Source organism: Faecalimicrobium sp. JNUCC 81, assembly GCF_053667625.1.
This window is the reverse complement of the sequence record NZ_CM132203.1, coordinates 425,015-442,844: the sequence shown is the minus strand read 5'-3', so window position 1 is coordinate 442,844 and position 17,830 is coordinate 425,015. Positions and strand designations below refer to the sequence as shown.

Genomic DNA, 17,830 nt, shown 5'->3' with positions numbered 1-17,830 from the left:
TTCTATGCTTTTGCTAGTTTAGGAGCTGCATGAACACATTCTCCATGAACATCATGAAGAGCCTCCATTATACCCTCAGATAATGTTGGGTGTGCATGTATTACATCTCCTACTTGTTCTACTGTTAATCCTAAGTGAACAGCAAGTGATAATTCTGTTAATAAATCTGTCGCATGAGGTCCAACTATTGAAGCCCCTATTATTTTGTCGTTTTTGTCTGCTAATATTTTGATAAATCCTTGGAAATGTCCTATGGCTTGAGCCTTACCTAGTGCTCTAAAATCGAATTGTCCTATATGATACTCTTGTGCTTGAGCTTGAAGTTCTTTTTCTGTTTTACCTACTGCTGCCACTTCTGGTTCAGTATATACACATCTTGGTATAGCAGTGTAGTTAACTGTTTTAGATGTACCTAAAGCATTTTCTACTGCTACTATCCCTTCTTTTGAAGCAACATGTGCTAAGAATGGAGTATTTATTAAGTCTCCAATTGCATATATTCCTTCTATATTTGTTTCAAGATTTTCATTAACTACTATTTTGCCTCTTTCCAAATCTATTCCTAGTTCTTCTACCCCAGAATTTGAAAGGTTTGGCTTTCTACCAACGGCAACTAACCCGTATTGCGCTTTAATTTGTTTTCCATTTGAAAGTGTTGCAACTACTGCATTATCAACAACTTCACAAGTTTGAACACCAATACCTGTTAATACTTTAATTTTATCCTTTTTAAATTGTCTCTGCAACTGTTTTGCTACATCTTTATCTTCGAAAGGTAATAATTGTTCATTCATTTCAACTATCGTTACTTCAGTTCCTAAAGTTCTTAAAAATTGACCAATTTCACAGCCTATAACTCCTCCACCAACTATTAAAACTGACTCAGGAAGTTCTTTTAATCCTAGAACCTCATCACTAGTAATTACAATTTTTCCATCATATGGAAACATCGGTGGTACTATTGGAACTGAACCATTAGCTAAAATTATTTTATCAGCATTTATAATCTCTTTAGTTCCATTTTCCTTAGTAACTTCTATATTATTTTTGTCTAATAGTTTTCCAAATCCATTAACTAAACTTATTCCTCTTTTTTCAAATAAGAACTCTATTCCTGTTATTAGTTGATTAACTATTTTATCTTTTCTATTCATTATAGATGAAAAGTCAGCTTTAACTTCTCCATCTATACTTATTCCAAAATCTTTTGCTTCTTTTATATTCATCAACATTGAAGAAGACGCAAGTAGTGCTTTAGTTGGAATACATCCTACGTTTAAGCAAGTACCTCCTACCCTTCTTTTTTCTATAACTGTTACATCTGCTCCAAGCATTGCTGCTTTTAAAGCTGCAACATATCCTCCTGGACCTCCACCTATAACTGCTATTTTCATTTAGTTTCCCCCATATACATTAATAAATTATCGGAACAACGTGTAGACTAACTACTTGAACGGCATGAAGATTAACGTCCACGCAGCGGCTTAAACAAAGCAAATTTTTTATAACTGTGCAACATCTAATATTGATGGAACATTTTCTTCTGCTCCTATCGCCATTATATGTACACCATCACATAAATCCTCATCTATTAATTGTCTTATAAATTCTCCTGCCATCTTTATACCTTCAGATACCCAGTTTTCTTTTCCAGCTGCTCTTAATCTTTCTATTTGATCATCTGGAACAAATATACCAGGTACATTTGCAGTCATAAATTTAGCCATTCCTGGAGATTTTAAAGGAACTATACCAGCTAATACTTTACAATCCATATCTTTTGTTGCTTTTCTAAATGATCTCATTGTTTCTATATCATAAACCGCTTGAGTTTGGAAGAACTTAGCTCCAGCATTTATTTTCTTTTGCATTTTCATTAATTGTATTTCTATTGGAGCATATTCTGGAGTTACTGATGCTCCTAAATAAAAATCAGGTGATCCTTTTAATTCATTACCAACTAAATCTTTTCCTGACTTTAGTGTTTCAGCTGTTTGAAGTATCCCTATGCAATCTAAATCAAATACACCTTTAGCTTGTGGATGGTCTCCTACAACTGTATGATCTCCTGTTAAAGCTAACATATTACTTATTCCAAATACACCTGCTGATAACATTTCACCTTGTATTGCTATTCTATTTCTATCTCTACCAGTCATTTGTAAAACTGGCTCTAATCCAACATCTTTTAATAATTTACATGTAGCAAGAGAAGTTGTTCTCATTACCGCAGATTGGAAATCTGTTACATTTGCCGCATGTACCCTTCCTACTAATGGTTTGGCACACTCTAATAAATGAGAAAGGTCCGTTCCCTTTGGAGGTGCCATTTCTGTAGTAACTGCAAATTTTCCACTTTCTAATGTTTGTTTTAGTAAGCTCATAAAAAAATCCCCCTTTTTAACCTTTTAAAAGCTCTTAAGCATTAGTTGCTTCTTCTTTTTTCTTTAAACTTAAAGTTCTTGGATTATTTTGTTTAGAATAATCTTTCATCGGTCTTATTTCTAATAAATTTTCTAATTGGTCTATATCATTTAATCTTTCATATATCTTTATCCAAGCACATTCATTTTCTGGACTTACTTCACACTTACCATTTTTAGCTCCACCACATGCACCATTTATTAATCCTTTAGCACACATAGTTACTGGACATATTCCTCCTGTCCATCCAAGTTCACATTCCCCGCAAGCTTTACAAGCTTCTTCAAATTCTCCAACTCTCTTTGTTTCCCCGATAAACATAGTGTTGTTTCCTGGATATACAGGTGTCTTCTTTAAATTTTTAACTATAGTTTGTGTTCCGTCTCCACATGCTAAAGATAAAACAGCATCAGCTTCTTTTAATTCTTCTTTTAGAGCTTTTAGATCTTTTTTAGATTTTAATAGGTTACATGCTGGATCTAATATTGTATACCCTAAAACTTTTTTACCTTCAGATTCTAAATCTTCTTTCATCTTAACAACTTCTTCTTCTCCACCACTTTTACATGTAGCCGCACATTGATTACATCCAACTAAAACTACTTTCTCAGCATTTTTCAAAAATCCTAATACTTCTTCCATTGGTTTCTTTTCAGAAATTATCATCTCTATTCCCCCCTATAGCATCTATCTATTATTTATTATTTTGTAACTTACATGCTTTAACTATATGTTTTGCAAGTATTGATGTAGTTACAGAACCTACACCAGCAGGAACTGGAGTTATCATAGACGCTTTTTCAACTACTGCATTAGTATCAACATCACCACATAGCTTACCTTCTTCATCAACATTTATACCAACATCTATAACTACTGCGCCTTGTTTTACAAAGTCAGCTTTTACCATTTTAGCTCTACCTACAGCTGCTACTAATACATCAGCTTCAGATGTTATCTTTGCTAAATCTTTTGTTTTAGAGTGACATATAGTAACTGTAGCATTTTCATTTAATAAAAGCATTGCAGCTGGCTTTCCTACTACCATACTTCTTCCTAAAACTGCAACCTTAGCTCCATTTAAATTAACATCATAATGCTTTAATATTTCAACTACTGCTGTTGGTGTACATGGAGGGAATCCTGTAGTGTCTCCTTCCATAACCTTAGCAGTATTTATTGGACTAAAGCTATCTACATCTTTTTCTGGAGATATAACATATTTTATTTTTTCTTCGTTTAATTGTTTAGGAAGAGGTCTAAAACATAATATTCCGTGAACATTTTTATCATTATTTAATTTAGTTAATTCATTTATGTATTCTTCCTCCGTTATATCCTCTTTAAGCTCTAAAACTTCAGTTTGTATTCCTATAGTTTCGCATCTTTTTAATGCTCCTCTTTCATAAGCTAAGTCGTCTCCTCTAGCTCCAACTCTAACTATAGTTAACTTAGGATTTATACCCTCATTTACTAATTCATTAACTTCTTTTATTAAATTTTCACTTATTTTATCAGCCACTGGCTTACCTTTTATTATTTGACCGTTAGTTGCAACTACTTCCATATTCAATTGCCCCCCTGTATATATTTTTATTTTGTATTTATTTTCCTAGTGCTATTTCAACCTTAGCATATACTTCATCGCATATTCTAACGCCTTCTTTAACTAGTTCATCTACTTCATTTTTTACTTTATTAACATATTCTTCATCTTTTATAGAATTTATATTGATAACTACATTTAATTGACCGCTAAGTATAGCAGCTCTTAAACATTGGACTCCTACTCCTACATCACTTATAGCAAGCTTCGATCCTTTATCAACTAAATCTTCATGAAGCTTTATAGCCTCAAAACATACTCTAACTATATTTATAGGTACTTCACAAGCTACTTTTAAAGCTTTTTCCATAGTCTCTTCTTTTATTCTTAGTTCTTCCTCTGTGCTTTTAGGAAGTCCATAAGCTTTTGAAAGAGGCAAGAAGCACTCTGCATCTTTATCTATCATTTCTAGTAAATCTTTTTCTATTTTTCCCGCTTTATTTAATATATCTTTTACGCTTTCTTCATATTCAGCATACTTTTTCTTTCCTATAGTTAAGTTACATACCATGCTTCCTAGAGCCATTCCTATAGCACCTACTAGTGCCGCTGCTCCACCTCCACCTGGTACTGCTGATTTAGAAGCTAGAACATCTACAAATTCTATACATGTTTTCTCTGCTATTTTCATTATTTTCCCCCTAGTTTATATAAGGTTAATTATGTATCAGATAGTGTGCAAATACTACACACTATCTGTTTATATTCTGTTTTTACATTCTTTACTTTCTAGAATAATCCTGCTATTACTCCATTTTCATCAACATCTATTTTTTCAGCTGCTGGAACTTTTGGAAGCCCTGGCATCTTCATTATTTCTCCAGTAAGAGCAACTATAAATCCAGCACCTGCTGAAACTGTTGCCTGTCTTACAGTTATTCTAAATCCTGTTGGTCTTCCTAATTTAGTTTGGTCGTCAGTTAAAGAATATTGAGTTTTAGCCATACAGATTGGCATATTTCCAAATCCTAATTGCTCTAATTTATCAATTTCTTTTGCTGCTTGAGGCGTAAAATCTACACCATCAGCTCCATATATCTTAGTAGCTATAGCTTCTATTTTTTCTCTTATAGTTAAATCATCTTCATAACAGAATCTAAAGTTATTTTCTTCTTCATCTATTAGTCTTATAACTTCTTTAGCTACTGCTATTCCACCTTCTCCACCTTTTGCCCAAACTTCAGAAAGTGCAACGTTAACTCCTAATGCCTTACACTTATCTTCAACAAGTTTAAGCTCAGCTTCTGTATCAAGTGGGAATCTATTTATAGCAACAACTGCTGGTAATCCAAATACTTTAGTTATATTTTCAACATGCTTTAGTAAGTTTGGAAGTCCTGCTTCTAAGGCTTCTAGGTTTTCTTCATTTAAATCATTTTTAGCTACTCCACCGTTATATTTTAATGCTCTTACAGTAGCAACTATTATAACTGCATCTGGTTTTAAATCAGCCATTCTACATTTAATATCTAAGAATTTTTCAGCTCCTAAGTCAGCTCCAAATCCTCCTTCAGTTACTACATAGTCAGCAAAATGCATTGCCATTCTTGTAGCTATTACAGAGTTACATCCATGAGCTATATTTGCAAATGGTCCACCATGAACAAATGATGGAGTTCCCTCTAATGTTTGAACTAAGTTTGGCTTTAATGCATCTTTAAGTAAAGCTGCCATAGCTCCATTAGCTTTTAACTGAGCTGCTGTTACAGGCTCTCCGTTAAAGTTATATGCAACTATTATTCTTCCTAATCTATTTTTTAAATCTGAGATATCACTAGCTAAGCAAAATGCTGCCATTACTTCAGATGCAACTGTTATATCAAATCCATCTTCTCTCACAACACCATCTGCTCTTTTACCTAATCCATCAACAACATTTCTTAATTGTCTGTCGTTCATGTCTACACATCTTCTCCAAGTTACTTGTCTTGTATCTATTTGAAGTTCATTACCTTGGTGAATATGGTTATCTAACATTGCTGCTAGTAAGTTATTTGCCGCACCTATTGCATGGAAGTCACCTGTAAAGTGTAAGTTTATATCTTCCATAGGAACAACCTGAGCATATCCTCCACCAGCTGCTCCACCTTTAACACCGAATACCGGTCCTAATGATGGCTCCCTTAAAGCAACTAATACATTTTTACCTAGTTTCGCTAATCCATCTGCAACTCCTATTGTAGTAGTTGTTTTACCTTCTCCTGCTGGAGTTGGGTTTATAGCTGTAGTTAATATTAGCTTAGATTTTTTATCACTATTATCTCTTTTTAATAGGTTATAATCTACTTTAGCTTTATACTTACCATATAGCTCTATATCATCTTCGCCTAAACCTAATTTTTTTGCTATCTCTCTTATATCTTGAGGTTTTGCCTCTTGAGCTATTTCTATATCAGATTTGAATCCCATAACTAAATCTCCTCCAAAAATAAAATATTTTTTGCAAAATTATGTATATCTAAATTATTTTGCTAACAAAGAACATAGATATCTAATCTTGCAATAGCTAATATTATGCATTGCAAGTTTGCAGTTCCATTAACTTATCTTTTATTACTTTAACCTGCTTTCTTGTCTCTTCACTTACGTCATATGGAGATTGGTTAGATCTATCTGAATTTATAACGTCTTGATTGTAATAGATAAATCCTAATGATTCTCCATCTTCTAAATTACTCATTATAAATTCTTCATCTTCTTTGTTTCTTATCTTATTACCCACAACAAATACCCTTTTAACACCTATGTCTTTTCCTAATTTCTTGACTTTCCTATAGGTTTGTAGACTTCTTTCTCCTGGTTCTACAACTACTACAAAAGCGTCTACACCTTGAGCAGTACCTCTTCCTAAGTGTTCTATCCCTGCTTCCATATCCATAATAACTACATCTTTATTTTGTAGTATTAAATGAGAACATAATCTTTTTAGTAATACATGCTCTGGACAAACACATCCAGATCCACCTGAATCTACTGTTCCTAAAGTAAGTAGTCTTACTCCGTTATATTCCTTGCAGTAATTTTCAGGTATATCATCTACCTTAGGATTTAGTTTGAACATTTTATTAAATGATCCCGTATCTGCAGATGTTCTATCTGAAATTAAATTTTTCATTTCAGATATAGGAACTATTGAGTCATATGTGTCTTTAGGGAATCCTAATGCCAATGCTAGATTGGCATCTGGATCAGCATCCACAGCAACAACCCTATATCCGTCTTGGGAAAACATTCTAGACAACATTGAAGAAAAAGTTGTTTTACCTACTCCACCTTTACCTGTTATTGCTATTTTCATTATTATACCACCTTTTGTTATGCATAACTTAAAATACAGTTATTTATTTTATTTTTTAATGATTTTATTTGTTATTTTAGAAACTTTTTTAAATATTTGTATTGAAATCGTTTGCTTTATTCTTAACTATAGCTTTATTTTTACATCAAAATAAAACTATAGCGAGTTCTTCTATTGAACTAATTAAATCTAATACTAACTTTTCAAAGTTGTATGCTTAGTTTTCCTATATATATATTAATTTTGTTTTAAGCTTCTGCTGGTACGCTCATTTTTTCTTCTACTAAGTTTTCAAAATGAACACGTTTCTTTTCTATATCTGCTATTATTGTAGCTGCTAATTCTTGCGGATTATCATTAACTGTGAATTTAGCTCCTACCATATCTTGTAATTCTCCACATAGTATTTCTACAGCTCTTGATGAACCTGTAACTGGAGGCATTATACCTAAGTATGTGTCTATACCAGATGCTACAACATAAGTTCCTATAGCTACTGCTTTTTCAGACATCCATTCTGGTGCTACACCTGCTACCGGAAGGTCAGACATATCCATGTCTAAGAATTTAGCAGTTTCACCTACTACTTCTAATATACGGCTACAGTCAACACAAGAACCTAAGTGTAGTACTGGCGGTATATCTACTAATTCACAAACAGTTGCAAGACCTTTACCTGCAAGTTTTCTAGCTTCCTTAGTCATTAATCCAAATTTAGCTGCTGCTGATGCACCGCATCCTGTAGTAACTACAAGTATGTCATTTTTGATAAGTTCTTTCATTACTGTTACATGTGCTAAGTTTGAAACTCCTTTAGCATTATTACATCCAACTACACCTACTGCTCCTCTTAATACTCCTGATTTTAAGCAATCAGCTAAAGGCTTAAGTGTTCCTGCTGGATCTATGTGAGAGTTTACAACTCTATCTAATTGACCTAGTATTGCATCTGTACTAAATCCAACTGTTGCTTTTGATTTTAATTCCGGTATAAGTACTTTTGATTTATCTCTATTTTTAAAGTTTAATACAGCTTCTTTAACTATTCTGTATCCATCTTCGTATGCAGTTTCTTCTGAGAATTCCATATATGTTGAGTCTGCTATCTTAGCTTTTGGAGATGTTGTTATGAATTTTGTGTGATAGCAATTAGCTACTTTTGCTAATGCTGGGAATATACATTGAACGTCAACTATCATAGCCTCAACTGCACCTGTAACTATTGCAAGTTCCTGTTGGTGGAAGTCTCCAGCTGTTTTAACTCCATGTCTCATTGTAACTTCATTACCTGTGCAACACATACCTGCTAAGTTTATTCCATCTGCACCCATTTCTTTAGCTAATGCTACTAACTCTGGATCTTCTGATGCTAAAACTATCATTTCTGATAATGAAGGTTCATGACCATGTAAAATTATATTTACTTTATTTTCTTCTAAAACTCCTAAGTTAGCTTCAGTTTCTCTTATTGTTGGCGTTCCAAATAAGATATCACTAAATCTAGTACCTATCATAGATCCAACCCATCCATCTGCTAATGCAGTTCTTAATGACATGTGGATTAAACTATCTATATCTCCAGTACATCCTATATGAGTTGAATGCATTATTGTTGCTATCTCTCTATCTATTGCTCTTGGTTCTATTCCAAGATCTTTCCATATCTTTTGTCTTGGTCCTGGAGCGTTTTTTAAAAATCTTGCTACTCCATAAGGTTTACCGAATTCCATTAACGCAATATCAGCAACTTCATGAGCTATATCATATATATCTTTACCTTCAGTTTCTACGTCCCATTCTTTTGCTAATATTATTAATTTTTCTTCGTCTTTGATTTTATAGTTACCATCTCTGCTTGTTAAAGCCATCGTATGAGCTATATCTCTGGCATGATCTGAATGCGAAGCAGTTCCACCAGCTACCATTCTTGCATAGTTTCTACCTACTATAACATGTTCATCAGCACCACATAAACCTCTTGGTGTTTTTGGTGTTATTCTACATGGACCCATACCACATATTCTACAGCAGTTTCCTTGAAGACCAAATCCACATTGAGCTTTCATAGCTAATTTTCTGTCATACATAGTCTCTACGCCGTCTTTTTCAGCCTTATCTAGTAATACCTGGCTGTTTAGGTCAATGGTTAACATTTTTTTATCCATATCTCTATCCCCTTTTTTTGATTTTTAATCCCAGGTGATAAAAAATTATGTCTATTTAAAAGTAAAAATTATACAATCTCTACTTTGATTATATACTAAATTTTATTAATTTGGTGTTTTTTTAAATATATTTTTAACAAAATAATGTTACTATAAAATTATATATTAGATGTTAATATTCCTTCATACTTTTAGCTATTAAAGCTCCATATGCAATAGAATACAACTTTGATTCATGGTTATCTGCTCTTGATACTAATACTATTGGAGCTTTAGCTCCCATAACTATTCCTGCTGATTTCGCATTTGCCATATATGTAAACGACTTACCTATTCCATTTCCTACTTCAATAGTTGGAACTAGTAGTATATCTGCATCTCCTGATACGTTACTATTTAACCCTTTTACTTCACTTGCTTCTTTAGAAACTGCAATGTCAAATGCTAAAGGACCCTCAACAATTACATTTTTTCCAAATACTCCTTCATTAGATGCTTTTACCAATAAGTCTGCATCTACAGTTGCTTGCATTTTAGGATTCACTTTTTCTTTGGCTGCTAGACATGCTACTTTAATAATTTCCATACCTAGAGACCTAGCTGCTTGTACAGAATTTTTAAGTATTTTTTCCTTTTGGTTATAATCTGGAGATATATTCATTCCTCCATCAGTTAATAATAGTAATTTGTGATAATTATTTAACTCATATATCATCACATGGCTTAATAAACTATCGGTTCTAAGACCATAGTCTTTATTTAAAACTGACTTTAAAAGTACTGAAGTGTCTAATAATCCTTTCATTATGAAGTCTGCTTCTTTATTAGATACTAACTGTACTGCAATTTCAGAACTTTCTTCTATGTCATTGGAGTTTATTATTTTTACATCATCTAAATTAAAATCTATTTTACTAGATATATAATTTATTTTTTCCTCATCTCCAACTAATATAGGTTTTATTATACCTTTTTCAACGGCATCTTTTACTGCAATTAAAACTTCCTCGTCATGTGCTGCTGCAACAGAAAGTACAACCTTTTCACTGCCCTTAAGATTCTCTAATATATCGTCTAGTTTTTTTATCATATTAAGCCCCCCTTTATTTTAATACTTATTTAAATCATAGCATAAATATACTAAGATTTTCATATTACTTATATATAAAAAGAGCATCTCTTATCCCAGTATTCAAATACCGTAAGAGATACTCTTTTTATATGTTATTTAAAATGCAGCTCTACGTCCATAGGGATATTATAGAACTCTTTGAAAAATGACTCCCAATGTTCATTTGGTGGTACAGTTGTCCAATAATAATCTTCATATGGTAACCTATAAAGAGTTATGGATTTATCACCATTAGCAATCGCATCACTTATAATTTGTACTCGCCATTTCTCACCAATACCTACATCCACAAATATGCTTCCATAAAATATGCAAATTATAACCAAAATACTAGATACAACAACACTAAAATTACTAAGTTCAAAATTAGAATTATTAATAATATTAATTAATAATTGAAGAGCAGTTATAACCATAAATATATAAGATGCAAAAAAACAACGAGGACCTATAGGATTTGCAATTATTAAAGGCATAGCTAATGCTAGAGAAGACCCATATATCATAAACATTTTCATTTTTAATCCATTACTTTCAATATATAAAAGTATTACACTTAAAATACATGCAAAAAATACTAAAGAATAGGTTGCATTGAAATAAGATGTTTTTTGAGGATCAGTGAATATGTTCCATGCAGGGTATGCCTTATTTAGAACTCCATAAATCATATAAGTAGATAATATAAATATTTGGACATTACCAACAAATACTTTATTTTTAGTATGATTATTGCTTAAATGTCTTAAAATTATTGTAATACATAGTACAGTTAACATAGTGTTTAATAACCAGTTATTTAAAAATAATGTATCAGACATTTGATTAGTGTATAAATCAACAATACTTGCAATTGAGAAAGATAATTTCTTATACCCATCAGTATTATTAGCAGCATTAAAATATGCTCCATTAGAAAACATTATAAATGCACCTATTATAGTAGCTAATAAATAAGTAATCTGAAGGTAAGAAAACTCACGGTATTTAACAAAAGTATAAAATACTATAAAACCTGCTAAAAATATAGTATATACAGTAGTATGCTCACTAAATAACTGAGTAGATATTCCCAAAGGAATCATAAGTAAAATTAACCATAGAGGATGCTTTGATTTAATAGCATTTAAAGGCTTATCCTCAAATATGTTATTTACAATAATAATATATAATATCATCAATATAACAGGTGGTATAAAGTTAATAAAAGCAGCTATCCAAGAATAAGTTTGTCTAAAAAGCTCCCTTGGTATTGCTAAGCATAAAACAGATGCTAATAAAAATAAAACCGTTTTATCTTTAGACTTAGCCTCTTTAATAACTAATTTATAAACCGACCAAATAACAAATAATATTCCCACTGCTAAGATAATATTCTTTGCTAAGACATTTCTTGTAATAAGTATTTCAAATAAATTACCTAGATATCTTCCATTATAATTTTCAAATCCATTAAGCATTAATATCCAATTTGAATGGCTACCCCATTGCCAATCATCATGACTATATGGAACTTGAGCAGCAAAAAAGAAGAAAAATAAAAGTAATAATATAGAAATATAGAATCTAGGATTCTTTAATATATTGTTTTTCATCTTAAACCCCCTAAAATAAGTACAAAATTATGAACTTAGATAATATTACTTTTTAAATATAATTAATTTACTAAAAACATAATTTAATATAACGACAATAACTTGAGTGAAAAGTTTTGCATATAAATCATTAATAATTAGAACGTCTACAAGTAAAAACATAACAACCATATCTATAACACCTGAAAGTAGTCTGCAGTTTACAAAAGTAAACATCTCTTTCAACATTGAAGTTAGGTTATTACTTTTACTTTTGAAGACCCAAATACGATTAGTTGCATATGCAAATGCTACAGCCAATACCCATGATATGATATTGCTTATAAGATAATGAATCTGTAAAACCTCACTACAAAAATAATAACTTACAAAACTAACTATAGTTGTAAGCACACCAAAAAATAAATATAATATAACTTCCTTATATTTATTATAAAGACTTAATAAACTATTCATAATTATAACAGTTCCTTTTTATAAGTAGATTCTTCGTAATTTTCGAATTCAGAAACGATAAATCTTGGACGACTTTGAGTTTCTTCATAAATTTTTGAAATGTAATATCCTATAATACCTAAACTTAACATTATAATACTTCCGATTATAAGTAATAATAATATAACTGTTGTAAATCCTTCTGATGATCTTCCTGTGAAATTCATATAAAGAGACTGTAGTCCTAAGACAACCGAAAATATTGCAAATATAACTCCTGTTAAGGTAACTATTTGCATAGGTGCAGTTGAGAACGATGTTATATTTGTAATAGCATACTTTATAAGAGATGCAGTAGACCATTTTGAATCTCCAGCTTCTCTTTCTTGAACGTGAAATTCAATTGAAGTAGTCTTAAAACCAACCCATGAAGATAAAGCTCTAAAGAATATATGCTTTTCTGGCATAGATCTAAGTATATCAACTGCTTTTCTATCTAATAACTTAAAATCAGAAGCTCTAGACATATCAATTTTTATTGATGAGCTAATAAGCGAATAAAATGATTTTGCAGCAAATTTGTGTAGGAATGACTCTTTTCCTCTTGAAGCTTTTATACCTTCTACAACTTCATATCCATCTTGCCACTTCTTGTACATCTGTACTAATACCTCAGGTGGATGTTGAAGATCACAATCTATAACAGCAGAGCAATCGCCTGTTGAATACGTAAGGCCAGCAAAAATAGCAGCCTCTTTACCAAAGTTTCTCGAAAAATTAAATCCCTTTATATTATTATTTTTCTCACAAACTTGAGTAATATTTTCCCAAGTTTTATCTTTAGAACCATCATTTATAAAGATTATTTCATATGGGATATTCTCAGCCTCTAAAAGGTCCGATACTCTATCCGAAATATTATAAATCATATTCTCTTCATTATACGAAGGTATAATTACTGATAGTTTCCCCACACTATCCCCCCCTTTAATTTATTTAAGAAAATCAGACTAAGTATATCATATTTACTACTAAATTAAAACTGAAATATAAAAGGAAAAAGTCGCTTGATATCGAAAATACAAAAATATTATGGTATACTTAGTAGGTTAAAAAAGTACATATCATAGGAGGCAAAATTGGAATATATAAAGATAATGATTTTATCAATGATACCGATAACAGAGCTAAGGGGTGCCATACCTATAGGAATAGCATTAAATCTAAATCCAATAGGTGTATATATAGCAAGTGTAATAGGATCGACGCTAGTATCGATTCCATTAATATTAACTTTTAGGCATATAATACATTTCTTAAGAGAAATAAGTATGTTTGAAGGTTTAGTAAAAAAGGTTGATAGAAAAATAGACTCAGGAATGAGAAAACTTAAGAATATATCAATAGTAGGAATAATATTATTTGTTGGAGTTCCACTACCAACTACAGGTACATGGACAGCCTCAGCAATAGCATCTATTTTAAAACTGAGACTTAAGAATGCATTATTTGGAGTATTAATAGGAAATATGATGTCCGGAATAATAGTATCAGCAATATCACTTCATTTAATATAAATAAAAGGGACCTCCAATTTAGTTATGCCCCTGTCAAGTAGACACTCATAAAAAGGTACTTTAAGCGGCATGTGTTCGGCATTCAACTGGACTCATGCCTTTTTTTATTTGTACACGTTCATAATTATATAAAATGGTAAAACTTTATTCAAGTATATACAAATTCTTTTCCTACCGTAGAAACCCCTATATTTTTTATGTAACTCTAAAATATGTTGTTTTATAATATTATTTTCTTAATCCCTATAGATAATTTATAAAGGTCTTTTAGGCCATTTATAATAGACGCTTCGTGATAAATTGCAAAGACTTGATAATCAAAAACCTATCACTTATTTTTGCTTGTCCGATAGGTTAAATAATTTAATTCTTCTTCGGTAAAGTTGAACCTGAGTTTTGTTCTTTATATTTAAAGATTGTGTAACACTAATTGAACTCATCCTTTCGTCTATATACATATAAAGCTTTTAATTTTACTTCGTTAATATATTTATTATATTTTTTAGACATAGAAAAAACCCTTATCTTAGTCACATTTAGCATTATTATATACTGCCTTTTTAATGTGTCTACTATAAGGGTATTATACTATATAAGTAAGTCTTCTTTATTATCTATATTTATCTAATTCTCTTAAACAAGCCACTGTTATTTCATCTTGTGGGTCTAATTCATATGCTCTTTCTATATAATATATAGCATCATCTAGTTCATTGTTATTTAAATATGCCATACCTAAGTTACATAATATTTCTGGATCTTCTTTTATTTTAGCTGCCGTTTCAAAATGCTCTATTGCTTTTTCTATATTGAAAGTTTCAGCTTCGCAAAGACCTAATTCAACCATAGCATCTACTTGATGTGGTTTTATTAGTAGTATCTTTTCAAAATATTTTTTAGCTTGTTCTATCTCATTCATATTTTTATAAGCTAATCCTATCATAAATAGTAAATTCCACCAATCTGAATGGTCTTCTTCAAGAGGTAATAATTTTTCTAAGCCTTCTTCATTTTTTCCTTGGAATACTAAACTATATCCTTCTTCATACTGAACCTTAAAATCCATTTTACCTATATTTTCTTGTACTTCACTAACTAATTCTGGGTCTAACCCTAGTTTTAAAGATTCTTCCCATATTACCTTAGCTTTTACGTATTGACCTTGATTATAATAATGATATCCTAGATGGTAATATCCAAGTGAGAATCCTTCATCTAATTGAATTACACGTTCTAACTTAGATAGTGCTTCAAGTAAAAACATATTCATCGCATCATTTTCCATATCCTTTTGATATTTTTGAGCTACTTCTTGACAAACTATAGCATAGTGATATAATCCCTCTATATCATCAGGGTACATAGTTATAAGAGATTTTAAATATATTAAAGAATCTGTGTATTCTCCAATATCAAAATATTTTCTAGACATATATCCCATATAAGCTCTTAAATCTAAGTTTATTTTTTCCTTGAAAGCATTTAGGAACTTTACATATTCTTCGTTATGTTTAAACTTGCTGTCTATACCCATTATAAATATCATTGCGTCAGCTATAGACATTGCATTTATATTATCTTGTGCAGTTTTTTCTTTTATACCCTTTACTAATACTTCATTTTTTATAGGTACATCTAAACCACCCTTTGGTATCTCATACCCTTCTACTTGGAACTCTCCATCATGTTTAATAGTTATAAATGCTAATTCTTCTGCTTTTTTTAATAAGTATTTTTCTATTTTAAAGTTCATGCTATTCTCCTTCTTATAAATCTATACTATATGCTTTTGATTTTTCAAATATCTTTTTATCATCATATACAAACAGTATTACATTATCATTTTTCTCTATGTTAGCTTTGATGTCATTTTTTAATTTTAATATATCAAAGTTAAAAGGTTCAAAATGAACGTATTTTATTATATGTTTTGCTGGTTTATTCTCAAACTTAGGTATATATTTTAATATATTATCTTCATTTTGTAAGAATAAGTGACATCTATTTTTAAAATCTTCTAATTCTAGTTTATTAAAGAATTGTGGAATGTTAGATGTCTTTCCTAGTGATATATAGTCATACTTTAATATATCATTAAACATATCATTATTTATATTTATTTTATCATTATAAAAATCTAATAATATTTTATATAACTGATTTTTACCTTGTGCCATATCAAAGTATCCATTTTTATCAAAGTATGTGGCAAATTCTTCAAAGAATTTAAATGGACTCTCACTATAATAATTAAATATTATATATCTCATAGATAACACAAAGTTTTTAGAGTTATAATACCTTTCTAGTATTTCCTCTATATCTTTTAGCTTTAACATTTGTGAATAACTTATATAGTCATTATATAAAACTTCATATGGAGGATAATCTTTATATCTATATCCATGTTTTTCTGCTCTATCTCTTACACCGGTCCCTTTTATCATTTTTAAGAAACCTAATTGTAGGTGCTCTATACCTAAATTAAATACATCATTAAATGATTTTTCAAAACTCGAATAATCTTCATATGGAAGCCCTGCTATTAAATCTAAGTGTTGGTGTATATTTCTATATGAAGCTACCTTTTGAACTACATACGATAACTTTTTAAAATCGTCTCTTCTTCCTACTTCTTCTAAAACTTTTTCATTAGTAGTTTGAACACCTATTTCAAATTGGAAAAGACCTTCCTTACAATCTGCTAGGAAATCTAGTACATCATCATCTAATAAATGAGCTGTAACTTCAAAGTGATATGTAGTATAGTCATTATCATTTTCCATAAGGAAGTTCATAATTTCTTTTGCAAATTTTTTATTTGCATTGAAAGTTCTATCTATAAACTTTATTTGAGATACTTTTGCATCTATTAAAGCTTTTAAATCTTTTTTTACTCTCTCTATACTAAAATATCTTAATCCTTTTAAAGTTGAAGATAAACAGTATTGGCAGTTAAATGGACATCCTCTTGATGTTTCATAATAAACTATTCTATTTTCATATTCACTTGGATCTAAATTTTCATAAGGACTAGGTATTTCGTCTAAATTTTCAAGTAGTGCTTTAGGTCTATTAGTTATTATATTATTACCGTCTCTATAAACTACACCTTCTACATTACCTATATCTAGGTTTCCTTGTAAATGCATTACTAAATCTCTAAATACAAGTTCACCTTCACCACATAGTATATAATCTACAAAAGGGAAGTTTCTCATAGAACATTCACTATCGTAGCTTACTTCCGGTCCACCTAAAGCTATTTTAGTATTTGGTTTAACTTTTTTTATGTTATCACAAAGTTTTACTATATCATTTACATTCCATATATATGTGGAAAATAATATTATATCATAATCATTCTTGTGTATATCCTTTAAGATATAATCTAAATCATTATTTATTGTATATTCTTTTAAATCTACTTCTACTAAGTCTTTTACAAATTCTTTTAGATATCTTATAGCTAAATTTGTATGTATAAATTTAGAGTTAAGCGTTGTTAATAATATTTTCAATTATTTCACCTCTTTTTTATATTGTTATATATTTTTGTATGCTTCTTAGGTTAAAATAGTATATGTAATATCTTATC

Annotated in this window: 15 protein-coding genes; 1 reads left to right on the top strand and 14 read right to left on the bottom strand. The window is 30.5% G+C overall.

The window, feature by feature from the left end; genetic code table 11:
• Nucleotides 1–2: 2 nt before the first annotated feature.
• The 12 genes from lpdA to JNUCC81_RS02200 form a co-directional block, all read right to left on the bottom strand.
• Entirely contained in the window at nt 3–1,394 is a 1,392-nt protein-coding gene (gene lpdA, locus JNUCC81_RS02255; protein ID WP_454095132.1) for a dihydrolipoyl dehydrogenase, read from the bottom strand.
• A 108-nt stretch (nt 1,395–1,502) separates the two neighbouring features.
• Nucleotides 1,503–2,384: a methylenetetrahydrofolate reductase gene (locus JNUCC81_RS02250; RefSeq protein WP_454095131.1), complete on the bottom strand. Its 882-nt coding sequence runs from the start codon at nt 2,382–2,384 to the stop codon at nt 1,503–1,505.
• 34 nt (nt 2,385–2,418) lie between these two features.
• Nucleotides 2,419–3,090: a methylenetetrahydrofolate reductase C-terminal domain-containing protein gene (locus tag JNUCC81_RS02245; RefSeq protein WP_454095130.1), complete on the bottom strand. Its 672-nt coding sequence runs from the start codon at nt 3,088–3,090 to the stop codon at nt 2,419–2,421.
• 28 nt (nt 3,091–3,118) lie between these two features.
• A complete protein-coding gene (locus JNUCC81_RS02240) occupies nt 3,119–3,991 on the bottom strand; it encodes a bifunctional 5,10-methylenetetrahydrofolate dehydrogenase/5,10-methenyltetrahydrofolate cyclohydrolase (protein WP_454095129.1) in 873 nt (290 codons plus the stop codon).
• A gap of 37 nt (nt 3,992–4,028) precedes the next feature.
• On the bottom strand, nt 4,029–4,661 hold the full coding sequence (locus JNUCC81_RS02235) for a cyclodeaminase/cyclohydrolase family protein (RefSeq protein ID WP_454095128.1): 633 nt from the start codon (nt 4,659–4,661) through the stop codon (nt 4,029–4,031).
• Nucleotides 4,662–4,759: 98 nt separating this feature from the next.
• Nucleotides 4,760–6,439 (bottom strand): formate--tetrahydrofolate ligase, encoded by a 1,680-nt coding sequence (locus JNUCC81_RS02230; protein ID WP_454095127.1) that lies wholly within the window; start codon nt 6,437–6,439, stop codon nt 4,760–4,762.
• Between the two features lie 103 nt (nt 6,440–6,542).
• Nucleotides 6,543–7,328 carry an ATP-binding protein gene (locus JNUCC81_RS02225; RefSeq protein ID WP_081712285.1) on the bottom strand — a complete coding sequence of 262 codons (786 nt, stop codon included), beginning with the start codon at nt 7,326–7,328 and terminating at the stop codon, nt 6,543–6,545.
• A 248-nt stretch (nt 7,329–7,576) separates the two neighbouring features.
• Nucleotides 7,577–9,493 (bottom strand): anaerobic carbon-monoxide dehydrogenase catalytic subunit, encoded by a 1,917-nt coding sequence (cooS, locus tag JNUCC81_RS02220; RefSeq protein ID WP_454095126.1) that lies wholly within the window; start codon nt 9,491–9,493, stop codon nt 7,577–7,579.
• A gap of 172 nt (nt 9,494–9,665) precedes the next feature.
• Nucleotides 9,666–10,583 (bottom strand): bifunctional enoyl-CoA hydratase/phosphate acetyltransferase, encoded by a 918-nt coding sequence (locus JNUCC81_RS02215; RefSeq protein ID WP_454095125.1) that lies wholly within the window; start codon nt 10,581–10,583, stop codon nt 9,666–9,668.
• A gap of 134 nt (nt 10,584–10,717) precedes the next feature.
• Nucleotides 10,718–12,220, bottom strand: coding sequence for a DUF6056 family protein (locus tag JNUCC81_RS02210; protein ID WP_454095124.1), 1,503 nt, complete (start codon nt 12,218–12,220; stop codon nt 10,718–10,720).
• A gap of 45 nt (nt 12,221–12,265) precedes the next feature.
• Nucleotides 12,266–12,676, bottom strand: coding sequence for a GtrA family protein (locus JNUCC81_RS02205; protein WP_454095123.1), 411 nt, complete (start codon nt 12,674–12,676; stop codon nt 12,266–12,268).
• Nucleotides 12,677–12,678: 2 nt separating this feature from the next.
• The gene (locus JNUCC81_RS02200) at nt 12,679–13,629 is read right to left on the bottom strand and encodes a glycosyltransferase family 2 protein (protein ID WP_454095122.1); all 951 of its coding nucleotides are present in this window, start codon (nt 13,627–13,629) and stop codon (nt 12,679–12,681) included.
• A 165-nt stretch (nt 13,630–13,794) separates the two neighbouring features.
• On the opposite strand from JNUCC81_RS02200, the gene JNUCC81_RS02195 reads away from it, so the two are divergent.
• The gene (locus JNUCC81_RS02195; RefSeq protein WP_454095121.1) at nt 13,795–14,232 is read left to right on the top strand and encodes a COG2426 family protein; all 438 of its coding nucleotides are present in this window, start codon (nt 13,795–13,797) and stop codon (nt 14,230–14,232) included.
• 610 nt (nt 14,233–14,842) lie between these two features.
• Here the strand turns inward: JNUCC81_RS02195 and JNUCC81_RS02190 are convergent.
• Together JNUCC81_RS02190 and JNUCC81_RS02185 are read right to left on the bottom strand one after the other, a co-directional pair.
• Entirely contained in the window at nt 14,843–15,985 is a 1,143-nt protein-coding gene (locus tag JNUCC81_RS02190) for a tetratricopeptide repeat protein (protein WP_454095120.1), read from the bottom strand.
• 13 nt (nt 15,986–15,998) lie between these two features.
• Entirely contained in the window at nt 15,999–17,753 is a 1,755-nt protein-coding gene (locus JNUCC81_RS02185) for a B12-binding domain-containing radical SAM protein (protein WP_454095119.1), read from the bottom strand.
• Nucleotides 17,754–17,830 lie beyond the last annotated feature (77 nt).